The organism is Eisenbergiella massiliensis (genome assembly GCF_003435485.1).
The window spans coordinates 285,296-299,607 of record NZ_QVLV01000006.1 but is presented as its reverse complement, the minus strand read 5'-3'; the positions used below and the strand labels follow the sequence as shown (position 1 = coordinate 299,607).

The 14,312-nt window shown below is 46.6% G+C and carries 17 protein-coding genes and 2 riboswitches; of the genes, 4 read left to right on the top strand and 13 right to left on the bottom strand.

What is annotated here, in order from left to right; genetic code table 11:
• Positions 1 to 314: 314 nt before the first annotated feature.
• Both DXC51_RS11375 and DXC51_RS11370 read right to left on the bottom strand, forming a co-directional pair.
• Entirely contained in the window at positions 315 to 1,997 is a 1,683-nt protein-coding gene (locus DXC51_RS11375) for a glycoside hydrolase family 13 protein (protein ID WP_117544604.1), read from the bottom strand.
• Between the two features lie 65 nt (positions 1,998 to 2,062).
• Complete coding sequence (locus DXC51_RS11370) at positions 2,063 to 2,533, bottom strand: TspO/MBR family protein (protein ID WP_408608859.1); 471 nt, start codon at positions 2,531 to 2,533, stop codon at positions 2,063 to 2,065.
• Between the two features lie 273 nt (positions 2,534 to 2,806).
• On the opposite strand from DXC51_RS11370, the gene DXC51_RS11365 reads away from it, so the two are divergent.
• From DXC51_RS11365 to minE, 3 genes are all read left to right on the top strand, one after another.
• The gene (locus DXC51_RS11365; protein ID WP_117544580.1) at positions 2,807 to 3,517 is read left to right on the top strand and encodes a septum site-determining protein MinC; all 711 of its coding nucleotides are present in this window, start codon (positions 2,807 to 2,809) and stop codon (positions 3,515 to 3,517) included.
• Between the two features lie 128 nt (positions 3,518 to 3,645).
• Positions 3,646 to 4,434: a septum site-determining protein MinD gene (minD, locus tag DXC51_RS11360; RefSeq protein WP_021639392.1), complete on the top strand. Its 789-nt coding sequence runs from the start codon at positions 3,646 to 3,648 to the stop codon at positions 4,432 to 4,434.
• A gap of 15 nt (positions 4,435 to 4,449) precedes the next feature.
• Positions 4,450 to 4,728 (top strand): cell division topological specificity factor MinE, encoded by a 279-nt coding sequence (gene minE, locus DXC51_RS11355; RefSeq protein ID WP_021639391.1) that lies wholly within the window; start codon positions 4,450 to 4,452, stop codon positions 4,726 to 4,728.
• Between the two features lie 94 nt (positions 4,729 to 4,822).
• On the opposite strand, the gene DXC51_RS11350 is transcribed toward minE, so the two are convergent.
• Positions 4,823 to 5,875, bottom strand: a complete 1,053-nt coding sequence (locus DXC51_RS11350; protein ID WP_021639390.1) for a uroporphyrinogen decarboxylase family protein — start codon at positions 5,873 to 5,875, stop codon at positions 4,823 to 4,825.
• 221 nt (positions 5,876 to 6,096) lie between these two features.
• On the opposite strand from DXC51_RS11350, the gene DXC51_RS11345 reads away from it, so the two are divergent.
• Positions 6,097 to 6,975, top strand: a complete 879-nt coding sequence (locus DXC51_RS11345; protein ID WP_117544579.1) for an AraC family transcriptional regulator — start codon at positions 6,097 to 6,099, stop codon at positions 6,973 to 6,975.
• Between the two features lie 79 nt (positions 6,976 to 7,054).
• Here the strand turns inward: DXC51_RS11345 and DXC51_RS11340 are convergent, their stop codons facing one another.
• From DXC51_RS11340 to DXC51_RS11295, 10 genes are all read right to left on the bottom strand, one after another.
• Complete coding sequence (locus tag DXC51_RS11340) at positions 7,055 to 7,879, bottom strand: Ntn hydrolase family protein (protein WP_117544578.1); 825 nt, start codon at positions 7,877 to 7,879, stop codon at positions 7,055 to 7,057.
• Positions 7,880 to 8,019: 140 nt separating this feature from the next.
• Positions 8,020 to 8,247 (bottom strand): hypothetical protein, encoded by a 228-nt coding sequence (locus DXC51_RS11335; RefSeq protein ID WP_117544577.1) that lies wholly within the window; start codon positions 8,245 to 8,247, stop codon positions 8,020 to 8,022.
• A 159-nt stretch (positions 8,248 to 8,406) separates the two neighbouring features.
• On the bottom strand, positions 8,407 to 8,865 hold the full coding sequence (locus tag DXC51_RS11330) for a hypothetical protein (RefSeq protein WP_242991236.1): 459 nt from the start codon (positions 8,863 to 8,865) through the stop codon (positions 8,407 to 8,409).
• 142 nt (positions 8,866 to 9,007) lie between these two features.
• The gene (locus DXC51_RS11325) at positions 9,008 to 9,502 is read right to left on the bottom strand and encodes a stage V sporulation protein AB (protein WP_021639384.1); all 495 of its coding nucleotides are present in this window, start codon (positions 9,500 to 9,502) and stop codon (positions 9,008 to 9,010) included.
• A complete protein-coding gene (locus DXC51_RS11320; RefSeq protein WP_025490667.1) occupies positions 9,492 to 10,124 on the bottom strand; it encodes a stage V sporulation protein AA in 633 nt (210 codons plus the stop codon). Before DXC51_RS11320 ends, DXC51_RS11325 begins: the two co-directional genes overlap by 11 nt.
• A 251-nt stretch (positions 10,125 to 10,375) precedes the next feature.
• Positions 10,376 to 10,888 (bottom strand): CAP domain-containing protein, encoded by a 513-nt coding sequence (locus tag DXC51_RS11315; protein WP_025490666.1) that lies wholly within the window; start codon positions 10,886 to 10,888, stop codon positions 10,376 to 10,378.
• 113 nt (positions 10,889 to 11,001) lie between these two features.
• A riboswitch (cyclic di-GMP riboswitch) is annotated at positions 11,002 to 11,086 on the bottom strand.
• A 104-nt stretch (positions 11,087 to 11,190) separates the two neighbouring features.
• Positions 11,191 to 11,276: riboswitch (cyclic di-GMP riboswitch) on the bottom strand.
• 299 nt (positions 11,277 to 11,575) lie between these two features.
• Positions 11,576 to 12,352, bottom strand: coding sequence for a class B sortase (gene srtB / locus DXC51_RS11310; protein WP_021639378.1), 777 nt, complete (start codon positions 12,350 to 12,352; stop codon positions 11,576 to 11,578).
• 139 nt (positions 12,353 to 12,491) lie between these two features.
• Positions 12,492 to 13,232 carry a SigF/SigG family RNA polymerase sporulation sigma factor gene (locus DXC51_RS11305; RefSeq protein WP_021639377.1) on the bottom strand — a complete coding sequence of 247 codons (741 nt, stop codon included), beginning with the start codon at positions 13,230 to 13,232 and terminating at the stop codon, positions 12,492 to 12,494.
• 3 nt (positions 13,233 to 13,235) lie between these two features.
• Positions 13,236 to 13,691, bottom strand: a complete 456-nt coding sequence (spoIIAB, locus tag DXC51_RS11300) for an anti-sigma F factor (protein WP_021639376.1) — start codon at positions 13,689 to 13,691, stop codon at positions 13,236 to 13,238.
• Positions 13,692 to 13,781: 90 nt separating this feature from the next.
• Positions 13,782 to 14,177 (bottom strand): STAS domain-containing protein, encoded by a 396-nt coding sequence (locus DXC51_RS11295; RefSeq protein WP_243003184.1) that lies wholly within the window; start codon positions 14,175 to 14,177, stop codon positions 13,782 to 13,784.
• Positions 14,178 to 14,312: the final 135 nt, after the last annotated feature.

Sequence of the window (14,312 nt, the reverse complement as noted above, 5' to 3'; positions counted from 1 at the left end):
ATACTATCAAATATGACTGAACATAGCAATCTTAATTCTATCATAACTATAACGGCATCCTCTCAAGGAAATCCGCCTTCAACGATAAATTCCCCGGCTCCCGCATCAGTTCCATGCGATAAAGGCATTAAATACGCCAATCTGCTAAATAATTATGTTATGTCTTTATAATAACCCATACCTCGCAGATGAATAAGAGTAAATACATCTTAAAAATCCCATAATAACTGACAAATTCAGAGAAAGTGCAGTCATTCCATATACTTTTTTTCAGTCTGGATAATATCCAACCGCACCTTCCCAATCCGCATCCATCAATCCAACGTCCATTCCCACACCACAGCCTCATAAGCCCGCAGCATCAGCGTATCCGCCCATTGCGCATCCGGATAATTTGCGATAACCAGCTCCGGCCTGCGCCCCTTCATCTCCTCCGGCAGTTCCCAGGCCAGTTCTTTTCCTGTAAAATTACATGCCACCAAAAGCCGTTCCTTTTCCAGCCCCCGTTCATAAATAAACAGCTCCTCTGACTCCGGCTCCAGCAGGCGGTAATCCCCGTAAACAATTATTGGCCTTTCCTTCCTCAAAGCCACCAGCTCTTTATAGAAGGAAAAAACGGAATCCTCCCTTCCCACCTGCTCCTTTGCATTAATTTCATGGTAATTGGGATTTACCATAATCCACGGCTTCCCGGTGGAAAAACCCGCATTTTCCGAATCCTCCCACTGCATGGGCGTCCGTGCGTTGTCCCTTGACTTGTAGCGCAGGTAGCCAAGCATTTCCTCCCTGCTGAAAATTCCTTTTTCCGTCAGTTCCCGGTAAGCATTGATGCTGTCCAAATCCCGGAAATCCGAAATATCCGCAAAGGGCGCGTTGGTCATCCCCAGCTCCTCCCCCTGGTAAATATAGGGGGTTCCCTGCATCATATGGCTGCATACCGCCAGCATCTTGGCGGATACCTCACGATACTGTGCGGAATCATTTCCCAGGCGGGACACCACCCTGGGCTGATCATGATTACACCAGAACAGGCTGTTCCAGGCCTTTTTGTACAGCCCTGCCTGCCACCGGGACAGAATCTCCTTCAGCTGGGAAAGCTTACACTTTCTGTCCGTCCACTTATTTCCGTTTTCGTCAAAATCCAGATCCATATGCTCGAACTGGAATACCATGTTCAGCTCTTTTCCGTCCAGCGACGCATATTTCAGCGCTTCTTCCAGCGTCACGCCTGAGCATTCTCCCACGGTCAGCGTATCCCTGCCGTCCAGGACCTCCCGGCGCATCTCCTGAAGGAACTCATGCACCCGCGGCCCGTTGGCGCAGAAATTAAAGGCCGCATAGCTGTTCAGCCCCGCCGGTCCGTCCGGATACGCAGGATCCTTGGATATCAGGCTGATAACATCCATGCGGAACCCGTCCACACCCTTGTCCAGCCACCAGTTCATCATCCGGTATACTTCCCTGCGCACCGCCTCATTTTCCCAGTTCAGATCCGGCTGCTTCACAGAAAAAAGATGAAGATAATATTCCCCGCTTTTTTCATCCTTTTCCCAGGCGGAGCCACCGAAGCAGGAACCCCAGTTATTCGGCGCGCCGCCCTTCACAGGATCCTTCCAGATATAATAATCCCTGTAAGGATTCTCTTTTCCCTTTCTGCTCTCCACGAACCAGGGATGCTCATCCGAGGTATGGTTCACCACCAGATCCATCACCAGCTTCATTCCACGCTCATGTATCTGTGAAAGCATCCGGTCAAAATCCTCCATAGTCCCGAAATCCTTCATAATCGCCTGATAATCACTGATATCATACCCATTATCATCATTGGGCGACTCATAAACCGGGGAAAGCCAGATCACATCAACACCCAGCTCCTTCAGATAATCCAGCTTTCCCGTAATTCCCTTCAAATCCCCGATTCCGTCCCCGTTGCTGTCACAGAAGCTCCTCGGGTATATCTGATATACAACACTTTCCTTCCACCAGGTTTTATCCATACCGTACCCCCTTCTTTTCATCCCGCTGCGTATTCTATCCGCATCTTGAAAAATATTATACCATTTTACCTGTTCAGCATCCATACCCCAAAATTCAGATACGCCGCAAATAAAAGCCAGAGCAGGTAGGGTATCTGAAGATAAGCCGCTTTTTTATCGATCTGGTAAAAGCTTTTAACCATCTTTGCCGTAAGCACCAGCAGAAGCAGCAGCCAGAAAAAGGCAAAAAGCCTCCAGCCAAAGGCAAAGAAAATAATACTCCAGAAAAAATTCACCGCAAGCTGCGCCGCATACAGCTTAAGAGCCTGCGGTTTTTCCTGACTTTCGGAACACCAGATCATGGCCGAACTGATTCCCATTAATATGTACAAAATGCTCCATACAATGGGAAACACCACTCCCGGGGGCGACAGCGGCGGTTTTTCCAACGTCTGATACGCCGCCATGCCGTTCCTGCTTAAAAGGGCGGAAAGCCCTCCCACCGCAAGCGGTATCAGGATCGCTGTAACATAAGTAGATTTTCGTCTGCACATAATAACCTCCACACTTTGTTCCCCGGCGGCAGCCTGGCCTGCCGCCGGATTTTCTTTCTTCTGTAAATTGTATGCCGAATCAGGTAAAATAGCCGCATTTTCGCTTCCGGGAAAAACACCGTGGGAGCCGCGCTTTCCGCCATGGCCGCAGACGGGACAGAACAGTTGCCTGAATTCAACATTTTCTGATAAAAATTGCGAAAATGGTTTGCATATTCCGACAAAACAAGTATAATTGCTAAGTAAGAGTCCTTTTTTGGATAAAATGGAGCAGACATGACAAAAGAAGTAATCGTTAAACGTAATAAGTACGGAATCAAACTAATTCTCGACAATCACATACCCTTTCCGGAACTGTTGCAGCTTATCACAGATAAATTCAAAGAAACAGGAAACTTCTTTAAAGATGCCCAAATGGCCCTTTCCTTTGAAGGAAGAGTACTGACTCCTGATGAACAGCTGCGGATTATAGAGACCATTACGGAAAACACCTCCATCCGGATTGCATGCATCGTAGATGACGACAGCGCCCTGGAGGAACGGATGAGGACACAGCTGGAGGCTGCAGAATATGCGGGAATGCCCCAGGCTGTCGCAGCGGAGGAGACCTCTACTGATTTTTACAAAGGCAACCTGCGTTCCGGCCAGGTTCTGGAAAGCTATTCCAACATCACGCTCATCGGAGATGTGAATCCGGGCGCCAAAATTATCTCCCACGGAAGCATCGTTATTCTGGGATCACTGAAGGGAAACGCCTGCGCAGGAGCTGCCGGAGCCGGCAACTGTTTTATTTTTGCGCTTGAAATGAAGCCTATCCAGCTGCAGATCGGCGATCTGATCGCCAAAAGCCCGGACAAAGAAAAGAACCCCCGCGCACTCAGGAAAAAGGAGAATGCCGCCGGTTCTTACGCTCCTCAGCTGGCCACCGCCAAAGACGGGAATATATGTATCGAACCGGTTATAAAAGGGTGCTTCAACAATTTATAAAACCAGGTGTAACTGTTCAATACCCTCACAGTTACAACCAGATTTCCAACTAACATACAGAAGGAAAACCCTCTGTTTTCACAGAGCCCGTATTTTCCTTCGGAAAACTAGCAGGAGGATTTAGTTAAATGAGTGAAGTTATTGTTATCACATCCGGAAAGGGAGGAGTTGGCAAGACCACAACAACAGCAAATGTGGGAACCGGACTTGCCATGCTTAATAAAAAGGTTATCATGATCGATACCGATATCGGTTTAAGGAATCTGGACGTAGTTATGGGGCTGGAAAACCGTATCGTTTACAATCTGGTTGATGTGGTGGAAGGCAACTGCCGCTTAAACCAGGCGCTGATTAAGCACAAAAAATACTCCAATCTGTGCCTGCTGCCTTCCGCACAGACAAGAGACAAGGATTCCGTTTCCCCGGAACAGATGAAAGCTCTCATCGATGAACTGAGGGAAAATTTTGATTATGTCCTGCTTGACTGCCCGGCAGGAATTGAACAGGGCTTTAAGAACGCCATTGCAGGCGCTGACCGCGCATTTGTGGTAACCACGCCTGAGGTTTCCGCCATCCGCGACGCCGACAGGATCGTAGGTCTTCTGGAAGCCAATGAAATGCAGCGTATTGATCTGATTATCAACCGGATCCGCATGGATATGGTGAAGCGCGGTGACATGCTTAAGGTGGAGGATGTCAACGAAATCCTTTCCCTTCCTTTAATCGGCGTGGTTCCTGACGATGAACAGATCGTGGTATCCACCAACCAGGGCGAACCGCTTGTCGGCTCCAGCAGCATGGCGGGACAGGCATACATGAACGTCTGCAAGCGTCTCCTTGGCGAGGAAGTGCCGTTTTTAAATCTTGACGCGAAAAGGGGCATGATGTCCAAGCTGAAGGATATGTTCAAGAAATAATAGGGGGGCTTTACCATGAGATTAATGGATTTATTCCGGAAAAAAAGTTCCGGCGAGGTAGCAAAGGATCGTTTAAAACTTTTACTGGTCTCCGACAGAGCCAACTGCTCCCCTGAACTGATGGAACAGATTAAAAATGATATCATCCAGGTCATTTCCAAATATATGGATATTGACGCCCAGGGACTGGATATCCAGATCACCGAAACGGAATCCGAAACCGGCAACGGCGTGGTTCCTGCGTTGTTTGCAAATATTCCGATTAAGGATCTGCATAACAGGACCGGAAAATAATAAGAAATGTCCGCCGTCAGGCGCACATTGAGAAACGGCTTATTTATGGCTGCCGCAGCCACAAATAAGCCGTTCTTTTGTCAGCGCTTCAGTTTCAGCACGACCTGTCAACCGAATAAACCGCTTCAATATTTTCAATGGGCACATCGCCCTCAAAGCCCTGGCTTGCCATCAGAATATATCCTCCGTCCTTCCCCAGCAAATCCATGAACCTTCGCACCTCCCGCTTCACCTCCTCCGGTTTTCCGAAAGGGAGCAGCCCCTGGGTATCAATACCGCCGTGGAACACAATTTTTCCATTGTATTTTTCCGCCAGCGTCTCCACCTCCAGCCCCTTCACCTTCTGCACCGGTTCCAGCGCATCCACGCCGCATTCGATGAATTCCGGAATGAGCGGCCCCACGGCCCCGCAGGAATGCTGCTGATAAAAGGCGCCGTACTCATGGGCAAGGTTTACCAGTTTTTTAGTATTTTCCTTATAGAACTGCCTCCACATATCAATGGAAAACAGCAAAGAAATCTGCGTTCCGTAGTCATCATGAGGGCGCAGGATATCCACCTTTCCCTCACCCGCCTCAAAGATCCTGCGGTAGTATTCCATCTCGAACTCATTCATCCGATCCAGAATCCGCTGCGCCGTCTCCGGCTCATCCAGCATCAGCATGAAAAACTCATCCATTTCCATCAAAAAGGTTACCATCTGGAAAGGCCCCTCATGTCCCACGATAATGGCCTTATCCGGATTTTTTTCACACACTTCCCTGACAGCGCTGTAGTCAAACCAGTCCGGATCAGGGAATGGAACAGCATCCGCCTCCTCCACCGTCTCCACGCCGTGCAGCGGAAAATAAGTGGTTGTTCCATAGGTATCCATGGCCGTCGTATGCAGCGTTGTCTCATATCCCCAATAGGACAGCTCCACCTGCTCCCCCTTTTCGTTTTTCCAGGCTTTCAGCGGCGGCCCGATATATCTGGGGGAAGCTGTCACAATATCTATTTCATACTTCTCCAGCAGCTGATCGTATTCCGTAAAACCATAATGCTTCAGAAGCCTGTCCGTCACCGGCCCCACCGCCTCAAAGGCCGCCGGTATCCGATCCGGCTTCCGATGCTCCATAACCGCTCTCACTCTCTCTTTCGACGTCATATCCCAATTCCTCCTTTTCCCGGGCCTTCCTCCATTGATCCATATCCTGTCTTTAAAATATGTGCCCCGTCCGGTTTACCAATATTTTACCGTCCCCCGCAGCCGCCCGGAATTCCTAAATTCATCACTTTTCTTGTAAAAAAAGCAACTATCAGACTTGCAAGCCCCGGCAAAATTATATAGACTGGATAATATCATATTAAAATATACAGGATAAAACTATGAACGCAATTGATAACCGTGACAATTTCCCTTCCTTTCTTTATAGCGCGCCGGAAACCGACAGCGCCCGGCTTCCGTTTCTTCTCCATGCGGTTCGTATGGGCTGCGGCTTTCAGGAATCCTTTTTTCAAATCAACCGGGACAATAGCTACCCGTATTTTACCGTCCATTTTCTGTTTGACGGATGCGGGCTATTCCACATTGCGGGTGAAAATTATCTTCTGAAAAAGGGGGATGCCTTCATCATCCCCGCCGGGGAAGCCCACAGCTACTCCAACCGCTCCGAGGAGCCGCTGGGGCTCATCTGGATAGAATTATCCGTGCCGGGCTGCCAGGAGCTGTCCAGCTATTTCCACCTGCACCGCATCTACACCATTGATGTCTCCCACACGGAAGCGCCGCTGGGCCGCCTGATTTCCATCCTTCACAACAGGAAAAAGGGCGTTTTTTCAACGCCCTTTGAGCTGTCCGGCTTATATTATACGTTTCTGATGGAGCTGCTTGACGCCGCGCAGACCCAGGTATCCCCACAGCTTCCGGAGCTGCTCACCGCGGCCCTGTATTATATCGGACACCATTTTACGGAGGATATTTCAATCGGACAGCTGGCGGACTACCTCCATGTCAGCCATACCTATCTGACCCGCATTTTCCGCAAATACATGGGAACCACCCCCATAAAATATCTGAACCTGAAACGGCTGGAATACGCCTGCTTCCTGTTAGACAGCAGCATCCTTACCTGCGAGCAGATCGCGGAACGCATCGGTATGTACGACGCATCCCATTTCAACCGCTTCTTTTCCCAGCAGCTGGGGATGCCCCCTTCTGTTTACCGCAGCCGGAAGGGACCTTCCTCCCCGCCGCCGGCGACCTGACACAAATATACATCAAAAATCCTCCAGGAGGATTAACACCCAAAGTGGCCCGCCCGATCTTCCTTTAATCAAATCGTTTTCACTTATATAAGCTAATAAGATCATTCACAAGCACTTCATCATTTGTAAGTTGGATTTTATTATTGCTTAAAAATCCATCCATTGATTGGATCGTTTTGTCGGTCACAGAGATTTTCCATTTTTTGCTTAAATCTTTTTTAAAACTAATATAAATTTCATTCTTTATTGGTTCATATACGATTGTGCACAGAGTATTTTTCTGACTGGTTTTATTTAAAATTTCAAAAGCTTCATTTATTCCAAAGCTATGGATATTATTCCGGATATACTCATAAGCACAAATATATCTGTCAGCACCAAGGCCATATACTTCATTATATTTTGTTTCCTCAAATTTCCCATTTGGGAAATTGGTCATAACAATGAAATCATTACGAACAGGGCTTATTATATTTGTACCATTTCCTTCTTCCAGAATAAATGCATCACCAGTTTTATCAGCAATCATAGTATGCAGCCCCAAAGCCGGAAATAATGGATTTCTTGGATATGAGATTACTCTTTTATTAAGAATCTCAAAAAATTCAAATGCTTTTCTTGTTTTCTTTAGCGCCTCATCAAAAATATCAAAAGCAAACCAATTATTTTCGTCACAACTTGCTTTGAAACCCGGACCATATTCTACTGCCTGAGTTAATATAAAAAGGCCCTCACTATTAAAATAAGCGATATCCCTGTATTTATTTTCCAATAAGGCGGAAAAGTAAAACAGGTTCATATCATTGTAACTACTGATTTTTAATTTTAAATCAATATCATCCGTATCGAAATTCATACCATAAACAGCTTTTTCCTGATGGTATACTGCAAAACTTGTACACATTTTGAAACCCCCATTAATATATTTGACATATAATATGCCCAGGCTATTTAGAGAAGCATTTAACTATTTATTACAAACTTCGCCACTTTCTTAAACATATGTATTATGCTACTATAGGAATTTCGATGGTTCAACCTTAATCATTTTTCAGATTCAAAAACGCTCCATTCAAACCTATGCTTTAACTTTCTTATTTCTTCGGACTCTTTTTGTTTTTCTTCTTCATCAAGCTCTTGAATTACCTGTGTATTATCTACTCCTGAAAGAGCTTCAAGTAACTTGCGCATCTCATTTTGAAACAGGGGATTCGAACCCAGGGACAGGCTCACTACTAAAACGAGAAATAATTTATATATCTTTTCTTTCACTCATATTCCTCCAATTCAATATCTGCTTTGATTCACTCTCATAATAAACAGATGGCTTATACCCGCTATCTATTTGCATACAAAAAGAAAGCCATTATCTGATTCTAAAAATGGCTTACAATCACTGGCACACTTGTAAGGATTTGAAAAGGAATAGATTCAATCGTCGAGACGTACCTTTTGATTAATTAATGTCCATTCATCGGGCAATAATCTAAAAAAGGCCGAAAAGAAATAAAGAAAAACTAAAATAATAAAAAGAAACAGGCTGAATTCTTGTGTGATAGCCGCAATTACAGGTATTGGACATATATTCTTCGTTATAATTCCAGTATCAGAATTATTTTCGCTCAAAAATGAAGTCTTAAAACAGGTGGTTTTATCACCGCCTTCATTGGAGAAGCTACTTTCTGAAATTGCCCGCGCCTCGATTACAGTGGTCTTACCTGATAATCCATAAAGATTGTAATTACTGCAAAAGAGCACATTCATAGTTAAGCCCGCAGCAAAAAGAAGCATAATGAAAAAGAATAAAATATGGGATAAATGATTTTTCTTATTATTTATTTCCATTACACTTCCCTTCTTAGCCGCTGCAGCAGGAAAGCCCTTCTTCACTGACCACTGCCTCATCCAGCTTCCGTTCCCCAGCTAACTCTATTATCAGATAAAGTATACCACAGTTTCACCAGGCCGTAACCACTAACTTATAGCCGCAGCTGCGTTAAAAATCAGCCGTATCATCACCGTTTGCCGCACTTCATCCCCCGGTGAGGAAAATCTGCTGTGAAAAGTAGATCAGGCTTCCCACCATTTTCCCCAGGGCCACGGAAAGGACCGCAAAACCCAGCCCATGCCTGAACTGGATTCTCCGTGCAAAAATAGGTATGGTATTCAGCATCTCAGCAATAGCCAACGCCAGACAGCCCACAAAAATCCCGGCGAATACGCCGAATACGATTACCGCCGCAGCGCTAATCCATTTCCACAGGCTGTCTGTAAAAGAGCCGAACACCTGCCCTTTTCGCACCCATTCCCCCACATGGCAGGAATACTCAAAAACGCTTATAAAATTTCCAAATAGCGTGCCTGCCACTACCATTTCCTCATACAGGAAAACCTTCTTGCTGGTATGGGTCTTTCCCGCAAAACGGGGCACCAGGCCAACGGAAATCAATACGGTAAATACCCCTGCGGATACCAGAAAGCCGAAGCTCAGCCCAAAGACAGCCATAAAAACACTTTTAAGAAACATCAATGGTCTTTCCCTCCCTGTCCGCAGTTTCCACCAACGCATTGTTCACGTCATCCTCATATATGCGCATTTCCACCTCGATAGGCGTGGGATCCTTTGTAATCCTTCTCCCGCCGATATGGTTGAAGAATACGATAATCCCAATGGCAAGCCCTATGGAGTATGCCACCTCCAGTATGGTAAAACCGTCTGACGCTTCTCCCGCTATCATTTCATAAACCTTCATGAATACCTTATTGATCCCGATATCATTATGAAAAGCCATGATGGTAAAGGCCGTTCCAAAAAAACAGATAAGGCAGACGAACGCAATCTTCAGCCACTGCGCCGGCCCCTTTTCCCGTTTCACCCTGACCCGTTCCATAATGATATCCGTCTCGCCCAGGTTTTCCACAGTCAGCTCCGGATACAGCTTCTGAAGGGATTCGATGATTTTCATCACGCTAACCACCTGGCGCTGAGGCTTGGTGTCCCTGAATTTATATATCTTCATGGCTTTTGCGTGAGCCAGGATATCCTTATTCGCACATACCAGCTTTCCTAAATCAGAAAGCTGCACATCCTCCTTTTCTACCTCCACATTCCGTTCCAGCTTCAGGTATAAAGTTTCCTGTGATGCCATACCGCCGCCTTTCCGGCCGGTCTTTTACGTCCGTCGGGATCGCTGCGCTTCCCGCCTGTACAATCCGGCCTTTCATTTCCATAATTTCGCTGATTCATTCACACGTTAGTAATATGGAGATTTTTCTTTTTTATACTCATTCTCCTGAAAATCCAGTGATGAAAAAATTTTGCCCATGAAAAAACAGCAGTTGATCAAACTGCTGCTTTTCCAATCATCATCATATCATCTATCAAAATTAAGTAGTTGTCTTAGTTGGAGAACATGTAAGCGGTGGAAAGCTTAACGCCGGAACCGGTGTTGGTAATATATGTATAGATACCAATCTTAGTATAGTTGCCGCTTACCATGTTGCTGTAATGTGAAGGGCTTGCCTTCAGGCTTGCGAATACGCTGTCTGCTGCGGTGTTCTGTTCTTGCTCTGAAAAACCGAAGCTTCCGTATGTAATATAGGAAAGGTTCTCGCCGCGCCATTTGTTGGAGCTTATCATATCGCATCCACTTGTTCCATCGGGACGGGTATGGCTCCAAAGAGATGTGATTTCTTCACTTCTTACTGCTGCGAAGCTGTTTAATTCATTGTCAAGTGTCAGTGCGGGAAGTCCCTGCTCTGCTCTCAAATTATTGATATCTGCAAGAAGTCTTGCATTCATTGTCATTGTCTGATCTGCTGTTGCTGCTTCCGCTTTCATTGTGGATGCGGGTGCCATTGTTGTTACGATAACTGTTAAAACTGCTAATATGGTGATGATTGCTTTCTTCATTTTCCTTCATCCTTTCAAATCGTGTCGATTGAAAAATGATGGAAAACTACTAGGCATATTCGGTTATTTAAAAGTAGTGATAATCCTTCGATTATCTTACAGTACCATGCGGTACCGGCAGCTGGCTGCCATCCTTTCTGAAGGGAAGGCCCTGTAGCTTTGCGTCCTTACTTTTCAATAAGTTTGCCAAATGTAGTTTTCACGCCTTTTTCAAGTGCAAAGGCCTGATAGTAAAAAAAATAGTCTTGCGTCTGTAAGGAGACCAAGGCTATCATTGCAAATACATACGCTTTTACTATGTATCAGGCAACTGGCTGCCAACCTCTTATAGAGGGAAGGCCCTGTAGCTTTGCGTCCTTATCTTTCAATAAGTTTGCCAAGTGTTAAATTAGATGTATATGATGATTAAATGATGTATGATGATTTATCTAACTTCATACTACACCCATACAGTTAAAAAAGCAAGTATATTTTTAAATTTTATTACTTTATGTAACTATTTAATAATTGTGAAGTGACAGAACAGCTGCACTTTTTATTGCGGCTCCGGAAATTACAGCCCCGGACCCGGCTCATGCCTGCCGGCGTCCGGGTCCGCGCCTGTTTTCCCGGCGGCTTCATCTGTTTCATTTCATCTGTCTGGCTTCATCTGTTTCACTTCATCTATCTTTATCTGTCTTACTTCTCTTACTTCATCTGCCTGACTTCATCAACCACGCCATGCACGACAAACCGCCCCGTGCCGCCGGCTTTTCCGTGGCAGGTGGACAGCGTAACCATATCCGGCCTTCCCTGCGTGGACGCTTCCTGATATCCTTTAAAAAGCGATTTCCGAAGTATCATATCCAGATAGCTGTCATAATCCTCGTCCGTATAAACGGACTGATAGGTATCGCTGCCGCTTACCGTCGTATAATAGGAAATAATCCGGTATCTGACCGCTTTATCTTCCGTATAGAGATAAAACCAGGGATTCCCGTCGGCCATCCCCTCTTCCTGGATAAACTTCTTCAGGGATCCGAACATGGTGCGGTTCTTCATGTTATGCCCGTAAATCACCGTATTCCTGTCCGACAGATCCGGCGAATTGCCGGCATCCATAAATATGCAGCCTGCGCTGTTCTTCTCACCCTCAAAGGTCTTATAAAGATACGCCTCATTATCCGCCCCCTGGACCACCGGATAATTCAGTTCCAGGGCCGGGATATATAGCCAGTATCTGAAGTCCTGATTTTTATCCTTCAGCGCTTCAAAATCTATCTCCGGCATAAAAAAATCATCCTCAGGCGCATCCGTCACCGTTTCCGCAGCGGCCGCCGCATCCGTATTCACATATTCCTGTAGCTCCTTATATTCCGCCGCTCCCTTGCTGTATTCCACAAAAATACCGCCCAGATTTACGCAGGCCACGATAAGGACAACAACTGCGCACAGGGGAACCAGAATTCTAATCCATTTTTTCATATGTGCCTCTTTCTTTCAGTGCATATTTAAAAATTCATCCCACAGACAAAAGTACCAGCTCAGGTAACCGTGAAAGAACCGAACGGTTACCCTGTTTGACTTTATTATATACCCTGCCGAAATCCTGATCAATGAATTTTCAGCACACCAGCTGCTCCCGCATGCGCAGCAATATTTTTTTCTCCAGCCTGCTCACCTGTACCTGGCTGATTCCCAGGACCCCGGCCACCTCAGTCTGGGTCTTGTCCTGGAAATAGCGCATCTCAATCAGCTCACGCTCCGTCTCGCTCAGGCTGTCCAGCAGCTGGTTGAGAAGCATATGATCCAGAAGCTTTTCCTTTTCTTCGTCCAGGCAGCCTGACTGGCAGTCTCCCGCCGCCACCTTGTCCAGAAGCTGTACCTCATTGCCGTCAGACTGGTAAATGGTCTTATAAATAGATTCCACCTCCACATTGGCCTCCATAGCCATGACGATATCCTCCTTGGCAATGCCCGTTTCCCCTGAAATTTCCTCCAGTGTGGCGTCCCTGCCGTACTGATGGCCCAGCCGCTCCGCGGCCTGCTTTATCTTCCAACCGTTTTCCTTCAGGGTACGGCTCACCTTAACAAGACCGTCATCCCGCAGAAACCGTTTGATTTCACCGCTTATCATGGGGACCGCATAGGTGGAAAAACGGACGTCAAAGGACAGATCAAACTTATCTATTGCCTTGATCAGCCCTATGGTCCCAATCTGGAACAGATCCTCCATATCGTATCCCCGGCCTGAGAAGCGTTTCACGATGTGATGAACGAGTCCCAGGTTTTTCTCTATCAGTACTTCTCTGGCCGAATTATCCCCGGCCTGCGCCTGTGCAATCAGTACTGATATTTCCTCCATGCACTACTCCTCATCTTCCGACCAGGAAAGAGTTCCCAGCTTCTTTTCCATTTTTACAAGAGTTCCTCTTCCCGGCTCGCTTGTCACATCCAAATCGTCCATAAAGGCCTCCATGAAGGCAAAACCCATACCGGAACGGTCCATATCCGGCCTGGTGGTAAACAGCGGCTCCATGGCCTGCTCCACATCCGCAATCCCTCTGCCCTTATCTTCGATTTCGATATGTAAAACATCTCCCCGCAGGCAGCATCTGACCTCCACCTTGCCCGGCTCATCCCCGGACCAGCCCGCATAGCCGTGGATAATGGCGTTAGTGACCGCTTCGGACACTGCGGTTTTTATGTCCGCCACCTCCTCCAGTGTAGGATCAAGCGGTGTGATGAAGGCGGCTACGGCCACTCTGGCAAACCCCTCATTTTCCGAAACCGCGTCAAATTCCAATTTCATTTCGTTGTTCATTTCTCCTCCATTCTGCCGTCTGGCGGCATCTGCAAAATGTAATCCCAAAGCAGCTGCAAAATGCAGGGCAGCCGCCGTTGATTGAATGTTTCATTCCATGATTTCCACAATTCTGTCCAGCCCGGCAAGCTGGAGCATACGCCGGATCTGCCTGCCCGCATGAAGCACAAAAACCTTTCCTCCGAAGCAGGAAATGAGCTTGTATCTTCCAATGAGAATGCCGATTCCTGAGCTGTCCATAAAATGGGTGTCCTCAAAATCAAAGACCACATTGCCCACCTGGGATTCCAGGATATAGTGGTCCGCATTTTTACAGATTTCATCGGAACGGTGGTGATCCACCTCCTCCGGCATCCGGATGCACAGATAGTTATCAATAATTTGATAATCGCCCGCCATCCTTGCAGCGTCCGCCACCTCGGCCTGGCTGGTCACCTTCAGCTGTTCATTCTCCCTGCTATTCATTGACTTAAAATCCTCCTCCATATGTTTCTCCTTTCTCACAGTTACTGCCAGAACCCCGTCTGACCGGCGTTAAAAAAAGAGAACCTCATGCATACGCATCCGGCCAGTGGCCGTGCGTCCATGAAAGTTCTCTTTTGTAAGTGATATTTAATTGGA